15 protein-coding genes are annotated in these 15,137 nt (G+C 74.1%); 10 read left to right on the plus strand and 5 right to left on the minus strand.

Going from position 1 to position 15,137, the window contains the following annotated elements; genetic code table 11:
* Window positions 1-382: 382 nt before the first annotated feature.
* Window positions 383-1,309, minus strand: a complete 927-nt coding sequence (locus ACIQ5Y_RS23725; RefSeq protein ID WP_403883796.1) for a DMT family transporter — start codon at window positions 1,307-1,309, stop codon at window positions 383-385.
* 29 nt (window positions 1,310-1,338) lie between these two features.
* On the opposite strand from ACIQ5Y_RS23725, the gene ACIQ5Y_RS23730 reads away from it, so the two are divergent.
* The 5 genes from ACIQ5Y_RS23730 to ACIQ5Y_RS23750 are packed head-to-tail and all read left to right on the plus strand — an operon-like array spanning window position 1,339 to window position 5,878.
* On the plus strand, window positions 1,339-2,931 hold the full coding sequence (locus ACIQ5Y_RS23730) for a PLP-dependent aminotransferase family protein (protein ID WP_403883799.1): 1,593 nt from the start codon (window positions 1,339-1,341) through the stop codon (window positions 2,929-2,931).
* 43 nt (window positions 2,932-2,974) lie between these two features.
* Window positions 2,975-3,412 (plus strand): LAETG motif-containing sortase-dependent surface protein, encoded by a 438-nt coding sequence (locus ACIQ5Y_RS23735; RefSeq protein WP_403883802.1) that lies wholly within the window; start codon window positions 2,975-2,977, stop codon window positions 3,410-3,412.
* A 41-nt stretch (window positions 3,413-3,453) separates the two neighbouring features.
* Entirely contained in the window at window positions 3,454-4,071 is a 618-nt protein-coding gene (locus ACIQ5Y_RS23740) for an RNA polymerase sigma factor (protein WP_403884160.1), read from the plus strand.
* The gene (locus ACIQ5Y_RS23745) at window positions 4,068-4,556 is read left to right on the plus strand and encodes a hypothetical protein (RefSeq protein ID WP_403883805.1); all 489 of its coding nucleotides are present in this window, start codon (window positions 4,068-4,070) and stop codon (window positions 4,554-4,556) included. The genes ACIQ5Y_RS23740 and ACIQ5Y_RS23745 overlap by 4 nt, the downstream gene beginning before the upstream one ends.
* A 29-nt stretch (window positions 4,557-4,585) precedes the next feature.
* Window positions 4,586-5,878: a protein kinase gene (locus ACIQ5Y_RS23750; RefSeq protein WP_403883808.1), complete on the plus strand. Its 1,293-nt coding sequence runs from the start codon at window positions 4,586-4,588 to the stop codon at window positions 5,876-5,878.
* An 87-nt stretch (window positions 5,879-5,965) separates the two neighbouring features.
* Here the strand turns inward: ACIQ5Y_RS23750 and ACIQ5Y_RS23755 are convergent, their stop codons facing one another.
* Complete coding sequence (locus ACIQ5Y_RS23755) at window positions 5,966-6,421, minus strand: MarR family winged helix-turn-helix transcriptional regulator (RefSeq protein ID WP_403883811.1); 456 nt, start codon at window positions 6,419-6,421, stop codon at window positions 5,966-5,968.
* A 114-nt stretch (window positions 6,422-6,535) separates the two neighbouring features.
* Between ACIQ5Y_RS23755 and ACIQ5Y_RS23760 the strand changes: the two genes are divergently transcribed.
* From ACIQ5Y_RS23760 to ACIQ5Y_RS23770, 3 genes are all read left to right on the plus strand, one after another.
* On the plus strand, window positions 6,536-7,747 hold the full coding sequence (locus ACIQ5Y_RS23760; RefSeq protein WP_403883814.1) for an MFS transporter: 1,212 nt from the start codon (window positions 6,536-6,538) through the stop codon (window positions 7,745-7,747).
* 61 nt (window positions 7,748-7,808) lie between these two features.
* Entirely contained in the window at window positions 7,809-9,467 is a 1,659-nt protein-coding gene (locus ACIQ5Y_RS23765; RefSeq protein WP_403884163.1) for a family 20 glycosylhydrolase, read from the plus strand.
* Window positions 9,468-9,596: 129 nt separating this feature from the next.
* Window positions 9,597-10,211: a hypothetical protein gene (locus ACIQ5Y_RS23770; RefSeq protein WP_403883817.1), complete on the plus strand. Its 615-nt coding sequence runs from the start codon at window positions 9,597-9,599 to the stop codon at window positions 10,209-10,211.
* Window positions 10,212-10,271: 60 nt separating this feature from the next.
* Here ACIQ5Y_RS23770 and ACIQ5Y_RS23775 read toward each other — a convergent pair whose 3' ends face one another.
* Window positions 10,272-10,937, minus strand: a complete 666-nt coding sequence (locus ACIQ5Y_RS23775; protein ID WP_403883820.1) for a response regulator — start codon at window positions 10,935-10,937, stop codon at window positions 10,272-10,274.
* Window positions 10,934-12,154 carry a sensor histidine kinase gene (locus tag ACIQ5Y_RS23780; protein WP_403883823.1) on the minus strand — a complete coding sequence of 407 codons (1,221 nt, stop codon included), beginning with the start codon at window positions 12,152-12,154 and terminating at the stop codon, window positions 10,934-10,936. Before ACIQ5Y_RS23780 ends, ACIQ5Y_RS23775 begins: the two co-directional genes overlap by 4 nt.
* A 131-nt stretch (window positions 12,155-12,285) precedes the next feature.
* Between ACIQ5Y_RS23780 and ACIQ5Y_RS23785 the strand changes: the two genes are divergently transcribed.
* A complete protein-coding gene (locus ACIQ5Y_RS23785; RefSeq protein ID WP_403883826.1) occupies window positions 12,286-13,293 on the plus strand; it encodes an SDR family NAD(P)-dependent oxidoreductase in 1,008 nt (335 codons plus the stop codon).
* A 116-nt stretch (window positions 13,294-13,409) separates the two neighbouring features.
* Here ACIQ5Y_RS23785 and ACIQ5Y_RS23790 read toward each other — a convergent pair whose 3' ends face one another.
* Entirely contained in the window at window positions 13,410-14,225 is an 816-nt protein-coding gene (locus ACIQ5Y_RS23790) for an endonuclease I family protein (protein WP_403883828.1), read from the minus strand.
* Between the two features lie 230 nt (window positions 14,226-14,455).
* Between ACIQ5Y_RS23790 and ACIQ5Y_RS23795 the strand changes: the two genes are divergently transcribed.
* A complete protein-coding gene (locus ACIQ5Y_RS23795; RefSeq protein ID WP_403883831.1) occupies window positions 14,456-15,022 on the plus strand; it encodes a DJ-1/PfpI family protein in 567 nt (188 codons plus the stop codon).
* Window positions 15,023-15,137: the final 115 nt, after the last annotated feature.

The raw sequence follows: 15,137 nt of genomic DNA on the forward strand, positions 1-15,137 counted from the left end.
CCGTGCCGCCCACGCGGCTCTTCCGGTGGGGAGGCGGCGGACATGCGCGGCGTGGTCGTGTTCGACGCCCTGCGGGGGCGCCCCGCCGCGCACCCGACCCCGACGGCGCGGGGGTGTCACGGCCCCGCCGCGCACCCGTGTTCGACGCCCTGCGGGGGCGCCCCGCCGCGCACCCGACCCCGACGGCGCGGGGGTGTCACGGCCCCGCCGCGCGCCCGCGTTCGACGCCCTGCGGGGGCGCCCCACCGCACACCCGACCCCGACGGCGCGGGGGTGTCACGGCCCCGCCGCGCACCCGTGTTCGACGCCCTGCGGGGGCGCCCCGCCGCACACCCGACCCCGGCGGCGCGGGAGTGCGGGGCTGCGGGGCGACCCGTGCGGCTCACGGGGCCTGCCGGGCCTCGTGGCGGACGGGCGCCTTCGCCGGGGCCACCGGCCGGTGCGGTGCGGGTCGCAAGCCCGCCGTCAGGCCGGCGATCACCACGGCCAGGCCCAGCCATACCTCCGGGTCCGGGACCCCGGCGCCCGCGCAGACACCCGCCCCGGCCGCCGCGACCGGGGCGATGCCGGTCAGCAGCCCGGCCCGGCCCGGGCCCACCGCGGCCACCGTCCGGTACCAGAGGACGAAGGCCACCGCCGTGACCATGAGCGCCAGGTATCCCGAGGCCGCCCACTGCGTCGCGGTCACCGATGTCAGGTCCGCGGGGTCCTCGAAGGCCACCGCGAGCCCCGCGAACATCAGCGCGCCCATCCACACCGCGTGCACGGAGACCCCCCACGGGCCGTGCCGCCGCAGCACCGGCACGGCGAGCAGCGTGAACCCGGCCTCGCAGCCCAGTGCGAGCGCCGCCCAGACGACCCCGGCGGCGTCGGTCCGGCCCGTCCCCTCGACCAGCACGGCCCCCGCCACGACCACGGGAGCCGCGAGCAGCACCTGTCGGCTGGGCCGCCGCCCCTCCAGGAACGGGCCGAGCAGCCCCAGCAGGATCGGCACGGAGGCCACCGCGACGGCGATGACGGCCGGTTCGGCATGCGCGACCCCGCGCACCACCGCCACGTTGAAGAGCACGAGTCCGGTGAGCGCTATCCCGGCCAGCCACAGCCACTCCCGGCCGCGCGGTCGCAGGACCGGGACCCGCGCCGCCCTGGCCAGTGCGAGCAGGAGCAGTGCCGCGCCCGCGTACCGGGCGGCCTGGACGGTGAACAGCGGGGCGTCGACGAGGGAGTGGGAGACGGTGACGCTGCTGCCGACCAGCGCCATCCCGGCGATACCGGGCGCCAGGTCCCGGAGGCTGGAGTTCGTGTTCATACGGACCAGCCTGCGAGCACAATGGACCCATGAGCAGGTCCAAAGAGGGCGCGTCTCAGAGGTCCAAAACGTCGGCGCGCGCATCCGAGACCGGTCCTGCCCGGTCCGCCGCGCCCGGCCCGCCCGGCCCGCCCGGACCCGGTGCATCGGCCGGGTCGGACTTCCTCCAGCTCGACATCGGCGAGGCCCCGGCCGGCGGGCGTACCGACTGGCTCGCCGGCCGGCTCCGCGCCGCCATCGCCGACGGCACCCTCCCGGTGGGCAGTCGGCTCCCCGCCAGCCGGGTGCTCGCCGCCGAACTCAGGGTCTCGCGGGGGCTGGTCACCGAGGCGTACCAGCGGCTGGCGGAGACCGGCCAGGTGGACGGCCGCGGGCGCGGCGGCACCGTGGTGGTCGCCGCCCCGCCTCCGGTGGCCGCCCCCACCGCCGCCCCGGAACGCGGCGGGCTCGTGGACGCCCTGCGCGCCGTGCCCTGCCGGATCGACCTCTCACCCGGGGTACCCGACCTCACCGCCTTCCCCCGCACCGCCTGGCTGCAGGCCGAGCGCAGGGTGCTCGCCGCACTCACCCCGGCGGACTTCGGCTACGGGAACCCGCAGGGCGCGCCCGCGCTGCGGGAGGCCGTCGCGGGCTGGCTGTCGCTCAACCGGGGCATCCGGGCCGATCCGGAGGAGGTGGTGATCGTCGGCGGGGTGGCGCAGGCCCTCGGGCTCCTCGCGCAGGTCCTGCGCGAGGACGGCGTTCGGCGCGTCGCGGTGGAGGACCCCGGCTCCCTCGGGGCGCGGCAGCAGCTGGAGTACGGGCGGCTGGAGACCGTACCGGTGCCCGTGGACGGGGCCGGGCTGGACGTGGCCGCCCTCCGCGCGAGCGGGGCCGGTGTCGTGCTGCTGACCCCGGCGCACCAGTTCCCGACGGGGGTCGTCCTCGACGGCGAACGCCGCCGGGAGCTGCTCGACTGGGCGGCCGCCGGGGGACTGGTCATCGAGGACGACTACGACGCCGAGCACCGCTACGACCGGTCCCCCGTCCCCGCGCTGCGCGCCCTGCTGCCCGAGGGCGTCTGCTACGCCGGGAGCGTCTCCAAACTCCTCGCACCCGCACTGCGCCTCGGCTGGCTGCTGGTCCCGCCGCGACTGCGCGACCGCGTGATCGAGGCCAAACGGTACGCCGACCTCGGCAATCCGGTCCTCGCCCAGCTCGTCCTGGCCCGCCTGATGGAATCGGGCGAGCTGGAACGGCACCTGCGCTTCGTCCGGCGCCGCCACCGCCGCCGCCGGGACGCGATGCTCCGGGCCCTCGCCGAGCGGCTGCCCGGCGCGCGGGTGCACGGAGCGGCGGCCGGCCTGCACCTCATGGTCACCTTCGACGGCGCCCGTTTCGAGGACACCGACCTGGCATCGGCCGCCCTGGCCCTCGGAGTCAAGGCGCATCCGCTGTCCTGGCACCGTATGCGACCGGGTGCGCCGGGCCTGATCCTCGGCTACGCGGCCGGTTCCGTGGGCGAGATCGAGGAGGGCGTCGCCACGTTGGGCAGAGCGCTGGAGGAGCTTCCGCGGACCGGTCGGAAACTTCTTCGGGAAAAGAAGCAACCTCCAGGGGGGTCGCGCGTCGTGCGGGGGTGAAGGGTGCGGTCCCGCGCCCTCGACCCGACCGTGGAGAACCACCGTGAACAACCTGAAGCGCGTCCCCCGCACCGTCCGCCGGGCCGCCGTCACCGCTGCCGCCGCCGGGGCGGTCGTCGCCCTCGCCGGACCGGCCTTCGCCACGGGGGCCTCCGCCTCGCCGTCGCCCGCGCCCGCCTCCAGCGCCTCGCCGAGCGCCCGGCCGAAGGCCCCCTCCGGCTCGGCGAAGCCGACCCCCTCGGTCAGCGTCCCGGGCAGCGCCTCGCCGAGCGCCGCGCCCTCGGCGTCCGTGTCCTCCGTCCCGAGCGCCGTCCCCAGCCCGGCCTCGACCGTCTCCCCCTCACCCGCCACGCCCGTCGACGCCGAGCTCGCGCATACTGGCTCCTCCGCGACCACCACCGCCCTGGGGGCCGGGGCCGCCGTCCTCCTCGCCGCCGGAGCCGGAACCCTGTACGCCGTCCGGCGCCGCACCAACGGCTGAGGAAACCCGTGCTTCACCTCGTACCGACCGCCGGCCCCGCCATGCCCGTCCTCGACCGGGCGTGGCGGGGCCTGTGGGCGTTGCTGCGCCGCGAACGCTCCGCCCCGCCGGCCACCGCGCCGGCGTACGGGTCGTACACCTACGACTTCACCGGCCACGGGGACTTCGGGCAGCCACCCACCGTGTCCGCGCTCTACCACGCGCACCGGCTGCGGATGGTGCGGCTGGCCGTCCTGCTCGTGGACGACCTGGCCACCGCCGAGGACGTGGTCCAGGACGCCTTCACCGCCCTCTACCGCCGCCACGGCGAGCACATAGCCGAGGTCGACAACGCCCTCGGCTACCTGCGCACCGCCGTGGTCAACACCTCGCGCTCCGTGCTGCGCCGCAGGCGAACCGCCCGGGCCTGGACCCCGCCCGCCTCGGCCGACGTACCGTCGGCCGAGGCGTCCGTCGTCATCGACGAAGCACACCGGGAAGTGCTGGCCGCGCTGGGCCGGTTGAGCCCGCGCCGGCGCCAGGTCCTGGTGCTGCGCTACTGGGCCGACCTCAGCGAGGCGGAGATCGCCACCACCCTCGGGATCAGCCGGGGAGCGGTGAAGTCGAACGCGAGTCGCGGCCTGGACGCGCTGGAGCGGATTCTGGAGGGACGGATATGACGCCCACGACGCACGACGGCGAACGCCCCGTCGAGCGGCGGCTGCGGCAGGCCCTCGACGCACGTGCGGCCGAGGTCACGGTACGCACGCTGCGGCCCGCAGATCCGCCCGGTCCGCACGCGGCCGGCCCACGGCTGCGGCGCCTGACCTTCGCCCTAGCCGGGCTGGGGGTGGCGGCCGCGGCCCTGGCCGGGTACCTGGTCCTCGCCCCGGACGAGGCGCCGGTACGCCCGGTGCCGCCGGCCGCGCCGCCCGAGCTCGGCTCGCCCACGCCGACGCCCGCGCCATCGCCCTCGCTCTCGTCCCCCGGGTCGGCGACGCCGTCGCCGGGGCCGACGCGAGTGCCGAACTCGCAGTCCCCGTCGTCGAGTTCCAGGCCCACCCCGGTGGCCTCCACGAGCCGGACCTTGACGCCCTCGGGCATCCCGAGCCCGGGCGCGAAGTCGGCCTCGCCGTCGGTGCCTCACTCGCCGAGCCCGTCCTGACGGCCGGGACACCGCCTAAGGTGTCCCACGTGGCAGAGACGAGCGGGGCGTTGGTCGGGGGTCGGTACCAACTCCTGGAACTGGTGGGCCAGGGCGGCATGGGCCGGGTGTGGCGGGGGCGCGACGAGACGCTCGGCCGGGAGGTCGCCGTCAAGGAGGTGACGCTTCCTCAGGGGGTGGACGAGGCTCAGCGGGAGATCCTGCTCCAGCGCGTCATGCGCGAGGCCAGGTCCGCCGCCCGGCTCAACCACCCGGGGATCATCACCGTGCACGACGTGGTCGTGCACGAGGGCGCGCCCGTCATCGTCATGGAGTACGTGGCGGGCACCTCCCTCGCCGCCGCCGTGGCGCAGGACGGCCCGCTGCCGGTCCGGCGGGTCGCGGAGATCGGCGTCCAGCTGCTCAAGGCGCTCGGGCGGGCCCACGCCGTCGGCATCGTGCACCGCGACCTCAAGCCCGACAACGTGCTGCTCATGGACGACCGCGTGATCATCACGGACTTCGGCATCGCGCACGTCTCGGACGCGACCACGGCCCTCACCCACAGCGGAGCGATCATCGGCACGCCCGCCTACATGGCCCCCGAGCAGCTGGAGGGCAAGCCGCCCGCGCCCGCCACGGACCTGTGGTCGCTGGGCGCCACCCTGTACAACGCGGTCGAGGGTGCCGCGCCGTTCTCCGCGGAGACGTTCACGGCGCTGTGCATCGCCATCGTGACGCAGGAACCGCGCACGGCGGAGCGGGCCGGGCCGCTGGCGGACGTACTGGCGGCGCTGCTGACGAAGGACCCGGAGCTGCGGGCCACCGCCGAACAGGCCCTGGCCGCGCTGGAACCCGTCGCGCGCGGAGACGCGGCCGCGCCGCGCGTCGCGGCGACCCGCGTCGAGGCGCCCGGGCCGGCGGCTCCGCGGGTGCCGGCGCCGCGCGCCCGCGCCGCGTCGACGACGGCCGGGCCGGACGGTCGGCCCGTCCCCTGGACGCGGACGGGCCGGGCCCTCGTGCTGCGCGGGGGAGTCTGCTTCGCGGTCGTCTGGGCGGGGGCCTTCCTGCTGCCGTGGAGCCGCGCCGCGCACTGGTTCACCCCCGCGCGGGGACTGTCCATCCTCGTGGTGGCCCTGATGGCGGCATTGGTGAACGCGGCGGTGCGGCCGCGGCCGCCGGCCCGCTGGGCGTGGCCGGCGTTCGTGGGCGTGAACGTCCTGCTGTTCGCCGTAGGGGACCGCTTCCTGAACGCATGGGCTTTGTGGCCGGTCGTCCTCAACGGTCTGATCCTCGGCAGCTGCTCGTTCGGCCTGTGGAGGGTGGCCCCCGGGAGGCGCTGAGCCCCCGGGAGGCGCTGAGCCCCCGGAGGGCGCCAAGCCCCCGGAAGGCGCCAAGCCCCCGGTGGGCGCCGAGCCACCGGGAAGGCGCTAAGCGGTTCCCGTGCCCCGTACCGCGGCCACCAGCGGGGCCAGCTCCGGATTGAGGGCGGCCTGGTCCAGGGCCTCGCGCAGGGCCCTGTCGTTCGTGGGCCGCGCCTCGGCCAGCAGCGCCAGGCCCGACTCGCTGACGTCGGTGTAGATGCCCCGGCGGTCGGTGTCGCAGATGTAGCGGGCCAGCAGTCCGCGGTCCTCCAGCCGGGTCACCAGCCGGGTCGTCGCGCTCTGGCTGAGCACCACCGCGTCGGCGACCTGCTTCATCTGCAGGTGTCCGCCCGGGCCGGAATGCTGCCGGCTCAGCACGTCCAGCAGGGAGTACTCGCGCACGCTGAGCCCGTGTCCCGCCTGGAGTGCCCGCTCGACGTGCGACTCGATGCGTCCGTGCAGGAGGGAGAGGGCGCACCAGCCCTGGGCGAGGGTGGTCGGTGCGCTGTCCGTGGCCGTCATGCCCCCAGGATAGGCGAGCACCGCAATAGCCCGCGCTTGAAATATCCCGCGTCTGCAATTAATGTGGACGCACGTAAGCCGCGAAAGCAACCTCCCCCCTGAAGGGGCACCCTCATGCCACTCGCCCTCCTCGCCCTCGCCGTCGGGGCCTTCGGGATCGGCACCACCGAATTCGTGATCATGGGTCTGCTGCCCGAGGTCGCCGCCGACTACGGGGTCTCCATCCCCACCGCGGGCTTCCTGGTCACCGGCTACGCCCTCGGCGTGGTCCTCGGCGCCCCGCTGATGACCGTCCTCGGCACCCGCGTCCCCCGCAAGCGCATGCTGATGCTGCTCATGGGCCTGTTCATCGCGGGCAACGTCCTCTCCGCGCTCGCCCCCGCCTTCGGCGTCATGCTCGCCGGCCGGGTCGTCGCCTCCCTCGCGCACGGAGCCTTCTTCGGCATCGGCGCGGTCGTCGCCGCGGAGCTCGTCGCCCCGGAGAAGAAGGCCGGAGCCATCGCGATGATGTTCACCGGCCTGACCGTGGCCAACGTCGTCGGGGTCCCGCTCGGCACCCTCGTCGGACAGACCGCCGGCTGGCGCCTCACCTTCCTGATCGTCGCCGCCCTCGGCGTCCTCGGCCTGCTCGGCATCGCCCGCCTCGTGCCCGAGCCGCCCCGGCCGCAGGGCGTGCGGATCCGCCACGAACTGGCCGCCTTCCGCAACGTCCAGGTGCTCCTCGCGATGGCCATGACCGTCCTCGGCTTCGGCGGGGTCTTCGCGGCGATCACCTACATCACCCCGATGATGACCGAGGTCGCCGGTTTCGCCGACACCTCCGTCACCTGGCTGCTCGTCCTCTTCGGACTCGGCATGGTCGCCGGGAACCTCGTGGGCGGCCGGTTCGCCGACCGCGCGCTCATGCCGATGCTGTACGCGACCCTGGGCGCGCTGGCCCTCGTACTGGCCCTGTTCACCCTCACCGCGCACAGCAAGGCGGGCGCGGCCGTCACCGTCGTCCTCATCGGCGCCCTCGGCTTCGCGACCGTCCCGCCGCTCCAGAAGCGGGTCCTCGACCAGGCCGCCGGGGCCCCCACCCTGGCCTCCGCCGTCAACATCGGCGCCTTCAACCTCGGCAACGCCCTCGCCGCCTGGCTCGGCGGCCTGGTCATCGCCGCCGGGCTCGGCTGGACCGCGCCGAACTGGGTCGGCGCCGCCCTCGCCGCCTCCGCGCTCGTGCTCGCCCTGGTCTCCGGAGCCCTGGAGCGCCGTACGGCGGCCCGGCCCGGCCGCATCGTCGCGGGCCGAAGCCCCGAACCCGTCCGCGTCGCGGCGCGCCGCTGAGGCCCCCGGTCGCGCGCCCGTGTCCCCCGTGCCACGTTGGTACGGGGAACACAGGTGGATGATGAGGAATCCGAGACGACACAAGAGGGTCCACGCCATCGCGACGGCGACCGCCGCCGCGCTGGTCACGCTCGCCGTGCCGGGCTGTACGGCCGCCTCCGACAACGCCCGCGCCCCGGCCGCCCCCGCCGCCCCCACCCAGGGGACCCGCACCGGCACACCGGCCGACGGCGGCACCGAGCCCGCCCCCGAGGCCGCCCCCACCCCCTCGCCGACGCCGACCCGCACCTACCCCCTCTCCACGGCCCCGCAGACCATTCCGGCCGTACGGGAGCACGTGCCCGCCCGGGGCCCCGGCTGGAAGCCCGCCCCCGGCTCACGGGTGGTCGTCCCACAGGAGGACAAGGCCGCCCTCTCCGACGAGGGCAGACTGCTCGCCGGTGAACTCGGCATCGGATACGCCGAGTCCACGACCCCGCGCTCCGGCGACGTGGAACTCTCCCTCGGCGACGCGAAGTCGGGGTCGCCCGAGTCGTACACCCTCACCGTCAAGGACGGCCGGGTCCACGTCACCGGCCCCGACGAGGCCGGGGTGTTCTACGGCACGCGCACCCTCAAGCAGGCGGTCAAGGCCGCCGGTTCGGCCCCCGAGGGCACCGTGCGCGACGCGCCCGCCAAGCCGCAGCGCGGCCTCAACCTCGACATCGCGCGCAAGTACTTCACCCCCGACTGGATCAAGGACCGGCTGCGCCAGATGGCCGACCTCAAGCTCAACCAGCTCGGCCTGCACTTCTCCGACGACCAGGCCTTCCGGATCGAATCCACCAGCCACCCCGAGATAGTGTCCACGCCGCACCTCACCAAGGCCCAGGTGCGCGACATCAACGCGCTCGCCGCCCGGCTGCACATCACCGTCGTACCGGAGATCGACTCGCCCGGACACCTCGGCGCGGTGATACGCGCCCACCCCGGTCTGCAACTGCGCGACGTGCAGGGCCGGGCGGTCAAGGGCGCGGTGGACATATCCGACCCGGCCGCGGCCAAGCTCGTCGACGAGCTGCTCCGCGAGTACCTGCCGCTTTTCCCCGGCGGGGCCTGGCACCTGGGCGCCGACGAGTACCAGGCGCTCGTCTACCGCGACCCGCAGGCCTCCTTCCCCCAGCTGGCCGCCGCAGCCCGGCAGCGGTACGGGGCGAACGCCCGCGTACAGGACCTGGCGACGGGCTGGCTGAACGACCGGGCGGCCGTGGTGAGGCCCTCGGGCAAGGCGCTGAAGGCGTGGAACGACGGCTTCTTCACCGGAGGGGTGACCACCGCGGCCAAGGACATCCAGGCCGAGTACTGGACGGGCAAGGAGATCGGCGCCCGCCCACCGCTGTCGTACCTGCGCGAGGGCCGCAAGGTCGTGAACCTCAACGACGAGTACCTCTACTACGTGCTGGGCGAGCCGAACCAGTTCACGTATCCCACCGGACGCCGCATCTACGAGCAGTGGACCCCGCTCGTGCTGCGCGGCACCACCGCCGTCCCGGCCTCGTACGCGCCGCAGATCCTGGGCGCGCGCCTCGCGGTCTGGTGCGATCTGTCGGGCGCCCAGACCCCGGCCCAGGTCGCGGCGGGCATCCGGCTGCCGCTGGCCGCGCTCTCCCAGAAGGTGTGGGACGCGCGCACGCCGGTCCTGCCCTGGACCGGTTTCAAGGCCCTCGCCGACCGCCTCTGAAGCCGGCCGGGTCCCCGAACCGCAACGGCCGGATGCCGGACCGGTGACGATCGTGATCCGGCCATCGCCATGGCCGAAACCCGCGCGCTAGGTTGACCCGACACTTCGACCAGGCAGAGGGAGACGACCATGCGAGCGGTACGCGGCCCGCGCAGGACCCCGGGGCGTGCGGCACTCGCCGCCGTGGCGGTGAGCGCGACGCTCACCCTGACGGCCTGCGGTCCGGCCGCCGGAACGGCCGGGCCCGCCGCGGCCTCGCCGAGCGCCGCCGCACCGGCCGGCTCCCCGGCCCCCGCGACCCCCTCCACCACCGCGAAGACCCCGACGCCCTCGGCGTCCAAGCCGTCCGCGAAGCCCACGGCGACGAAGAAGCCGGCCTCCCCGGCGCCGGGCGCGACCTGCGACCACAAGATGCCGATCGCGCCCGACCTGATCGCGGTGAACCGCTACACCCCGGAGGGCGGCGCGCACAACCTGATCGTCCGGTACGGCAACTGGAGCTGCGGCACCCCGGGTGACGGCGCGTACTTCGACGCGGTGGGCAAGGAGACCTTCCTCCCGATCGCGGAGACTGCCAAGATCACCGCCACCGCCCCGATCGTCGAGGGCTCGGCACCCGAGAAGATCACGCTCCAGCAGCTCATCGACTGGGTGACCGCCCACCCCGACTCGGGCCGCCCCTTCCAGTACCACCTGGGCCCCGACGGGTCGATCGTCACCCTCGACGAGGTCTATCTGCCGTAGCCCTGCCGGGGCCCAGCCGGGTCGAAGGCCGGCAGGCGAGGAAGTCGTATGAGGGAGCGGTCAGTCCGGAGTGATGCCGGCGAGGACCGCGAGCACCGCGAGCCGGATGCGGTTGTCCCGGCCCGTCTTCGCCATGAGGCTGGCCACGTGCGTCTTGACCGTGGTGACCCCGAGGTGCAGCCGGTCGGCGATCTCCTTGTTGGACAGGCCCACGCCGAGCAGTCCGAGCACCTCCCGTTCGCGCGGGGTGATGGCCGGTCCCGGGACGTCCGTCGGGATGCCCGTCGGAGTGTCCGGGGAGGAGCGGGTGTGCAGGGCCTGGACCACGAGGCGGTCGAGTACGTCCCGGCTGAAGGGGGCCTGTCCGTCAGCGGCCCGGCGTACGGCCTCCAGGAGTTCTCCCGGTGGGGTGTCCTTGACGAGGAACCCGCAGGCACCGGCCGCGAGCGCCGGGTACAGGTGGTCGTCGTCGTCGAACGTGGTGAGGGCGACGATCCGGGTGGAGGGGCGCGCGGTCAGGATGCGGCGGGTCGCCGTGATGCCGTCCATGCCCGGCATCCGCAGGTCCATGAGGACGACGTCGGGAGCGAAGCGCTCGGCCAGCCGTACGGCCTCCGCGCCGTTGTCCGCTTCGCCCAGTATCTCGATGTCCGGCGCGGGCTCGAAGAGCATGCGCAGTCCCATGCGGACGAGCTGCTGGTCGTCGACGACGAGAATACGGATCACGGCTGGGGCTCCAAGTCGGTTCCAAGGGCGGGCAGTTCGGCCACGAGCCGCCAACCCCGGGCTGCGGGGCCCGCGTCCAGCCGGCCGCCGAGCAGGTCCACGCGTTCACGCATGCCGATCAAGCCGTGTCCGGAAGGGCCGAGAGCCGGGGCCGGGGCCGGGGCCGGTTTCCGGGCCCTTCCGGCCCCGTCGTCGTGGATCGTCACATGGACGGCGCCGCCAACCACACGGACGGCCAGCTCGGCCTGCGCTCCGGGCCCGCCGTGCTTGGCCGCGTTGGCCAGGCCCTCCTGGGCCAGGCGGAGGACGGCGAGGCCGCGTACCGCGTCGAGCCGCGCGACACGGGGATCGACGGTGGCGGTCACGGCCAGGCCGGTCTGGCGGCTGTGTTCCACCACCGCCTCCAGTGCCGCCGGCAGCGCCCCGGGCGCGACCAGGGAACCGGTGCCGGGTCCCGTCTGGTCGGGGGCGCGCAGTACGGCCACCAGGCGCCGCAGGTCCGTCAGGGCAGCGCCGGCACTGGCGTGCAGGTCGTCGAGGACTTCGGTGATCCGAGGGTCGGTGGTGGCAGTGGGGCCGGTCGCGGCGGTGACGTGCCGGGCGACACCGACGCGCAGCACCATGGAGGAGACGTGGTGGGCGACGAGGTCGTGCAACTCGCGCGCGATGGTGGTGCGCTCCGCCGCGCGGGCGGCCAGCAGCCGCTGCTCTGCGCGGAGTTCCTGCTGGTTCGCGTACTCCCGCGCGCGGAGTGCGGCGTCGCGGGTCACGCGTACGTACGCCCCCATGAGCAGCGGCGCGCCTGCGACGATGCACATCTTGTAGAGCACCGGGAGGAGAGCGCCCGGCAGCTCTTCGAAGCGGTTCACGGCGACGGTGAGCGCCAGTACGCTCGCCCCGGCCACCAGACGGCGCCCGGACTGCTGTACCGCCAACTCGAAGAGGGTGACGGCGGCCAGGACCTTCAACGAGACGACGGTGTCGGAGCCCAGCGCGTGTACGACGACGAGCAGGCACGACTGCGCCAGGATCGCGCCGAACACCCACCTCCCCGCGACCAGGCACAGGATGAGGCCGGCTGCGGCCAGACCCCAGTCCCGTGCCCCGGACGGCCGTTGAAGCAGCAGGGAGTAGCCGACCAGTGCGCCGGCGCACGCCAGGATCCGTAAGGTGGCGAATCTTCTGTCGAACGCAAGCTCGATCCATGGTCGGTTCACGCCCCTCACGATAGGTGTCCGCCGGTCCGCCCGGGTCCTGCCGTGGGAGGAGCCCACCTCCTCCCACCGGCCGCGATGTCCGCCCCGCGGAAGGAGCCGAGCAACCGGTGCGGGCTGCGACCGTGATCGCCATGAACACGGATGCGAACACATACCAGGACCAGGACCAGGACCAGAACCGGAACCGGAACGCGAACACGACCGCTGACGCCGACGCGCGGTCCGCGGATCTGGGCCGGCGCTCCCTCCTCGGCGGTGCGGCCGCTCTCGGCCTGGGCGGCGCGGCCTTCGGCGGCACCGCCCACGCCGCGGTCGGCGCCCCGTCGGGATCCCCCGCCAAGGCCGGCCGCTTCCAGGGGAAGTCGGTGCTCGTCACGGGCGGCACATCCGGCATCGGCAGGGCCGCGGCGAAGGCCTTCGCCGCGGAGGGGGCCCACGTCGGGTTCTGCGGCCGGCGAGCCGAGCTGGGGCGCCAGGTGGAACGGGAGATCCGGGACGCGGGGGGCGAAGCGACGTACATCCAGGCAGACGTACGGGTGGACGCCCAGGTGCGCGCCTTCGTGGACCGGGTCGCGAGCCGTTACGGCGGCATCGACGTGGCTTTCAACAACGCGGGGATCGGCGGCGGCAAACTGCCCCACGAGATGAGCGTCGAGGAATGGGACGACGTCCAGGCCACCAATGCCCGCGGAGTGTTCCTCTCGATCAAGTACGAGATTCCGCACATGCTCCGGGCTCGGCGCGGCGTCATCATCTGCACCTCCTCGTCGGCGGCCGAACAGGCGCGGCCGAACGGCGCCGCGTACACCGCGAGCAAGCGGGCGGTGCAGGGCTTGGTGAAGTCCGCGGCACTCGCGTACGGACCCAAGGGAATCAGGGTCAACGCCCTGTTGCCCGGCACCACCGACACCCCCTTCGTGCGCCCGCCGGGGATCCCGGACGCGGCCTGGCTGACGTACAAGCAGGCGTGGGGTCCGCTCAACGTCGACGGTCTCGAACGGATGGCCGACGCCGAGGAGATCGCGCGCGCGGTGCTCGGCCTCGCGTCCGACGACTTCCCCTACATGACGGGTGCCTCGATCGCCGTGGACGGCGGGAGCACCGCGGGCCGCAGAATGATCCAGCCGAGCGGTGCCTGAGGCCCGCCGTCAAGGCGGCGGCACACGGCTCACGCCCTCCGTCACCCGCCGTACCAGCGCCGAGGCCCGCAGCGTCACCATCGAGCTGCGGGCCGCCGGCGAGGACCGTCGCAGTACTAGGGCCAGATGGAGTCGACCCACTCCGGGTGGTCGATGAACGGGTTCCGGTTGTGCTGGTAGGTGTCGTAGATGACCTGGTTGCGGCGCTGCTCGAAGGCGTCCGGCGGGTCCATCCGGTTCCACTGCTTCAACACGCTGAGGCGGCCGAACAGCGGCGCAGTGCCGTTGTTGACCTTGTCGTTCATCTCCAGGTCGGCGAAACCGTCGCCGCCGTCGTAGCGCACGGCCATGTAGAGCAGCATCCGCGCGACGTCGCCCTTGACCGCGTTGCGCGGCTCGAAGGAGTCGCCGTCGGTGAAGCTGCCCGGGGCCTCGCTGACCGGGCTGCCGCCCATGTCGAAGTCCTTGTTGCCGCGGGTGCTGTTGACCGTGACGTCCTCGGGGCGCAGGTGGTGCAGGTCGGTGCCCGGGCCGGTGGCGGTGCCGAAGTCCCCGTGGCTCTTGGCCCACACGTGCTCGCGGTTCCAGTCGTTGACGCCGCCGCCGTTGGTGGACTTCGACTGGGAGCGGCCGGAGTAGACGAGGATGACGTTGTTCGGGTTCGCCGGGTCCTGGTCGGTGACCTTCAGCGCGTTCCACACGCCGTCGTAGCTCACCTTCGACTGCACCTTGATGATGTTGTGCAGAGCGGTCTTGAGCGCGGCACCGGACTTGCCCTCGGCGGCCGCGTAGTACGCGTCCACGGAAACGGAGGCCGTCGCGGTCGTGGGGGCGGCCGCCCGGTCCTGGCCGGCGGAGGCGGCCGCCGGTATCGCGATCAGGGCGGCCACGGCGAGGCCGGAGGCCCACGGGGTCAGGCGGGACAATCTCATGATGTGGGGGTTCCTCTCCACAAACACCGTCCCCGCCCTGGGTGTTGGCGGGGTGTCAGGTGGCAGAGCGAGGCTCACATTGTCATGTGCCCGGCAGGTAAAGGCCATGTGTCCGGCGCGCGGACCTTCGTGTGTGCGGCCGCCGCGGCGCGGGCAGGGTAGCGGTGGCCCGGCGTGGCCGTGCCGATCGTGCACCTCCGTACCGTGAACACCCCTACCGGGAGCAGCCCATGGCAGTGAAGATCCTCATCGTGACCGGCGACGCGGCCGAATCGCTGGAGGTCCTGTATCCGTACCAGCGGCTTCGCGAGGAGGGGTACGAGGTCCACATCGCCGCGCCGGCGGTGAAGAAGCTGCGGTTCGTGGTCCACGACTTCGAGGAGGGGTTCGACACCTACACCGAGAAGCCCGGCTACACCTGGCCGGCCGACGTGGCCTTCGCGGACGTGGTGCCGGAGGAGTACGCGGCCCTGGTCGTGCCCGGTGGCCGCGCGCCGGAGTACCTGCGCAACGACCCCGAGGTGCGGCGGATCCTGGCGGCCTTCGCCGACGCCGACAAGCCGATCGCCCAGATCTGCCACGGCCCCCTGATCACGGCCGCGGCCGGGAGCCTGTCCGGACGCCGGGTCACGGCGTACCCGGCGCTGGAGCTGGACATGAAGGCGGCGGGGGCGGAGTTCGAGGACTCCGAGACGGTGGTCGACGGCACCCTGGTCTCGGCCCGCGCCTGGCCCGACCACTCGCGCTGGATGAGGGAGTTCCTCACGGTGCTGCGCGGCAAGGCCCCGGTGGCCTGAGCCCTGAGCCCTGAGCCCTGAGCTCTCGGCCCCGAGCCCCTTCGCCGAGCCGGCCCGCGGTCCGTCCGCGGGCCGGACGCCCGACGCGCCGAGCCGGGCGCGCCGGGGCGGCCGG

It is taken from the genome of Streptomyces sp. NPDC096339 (assembly GCF_044762985.1).
Taxonomy (GTDB): Bacteria; Actinomycetota; Actinomycetes; order Streptomycetales; family Streptomycetaceae; genus Streptomyces.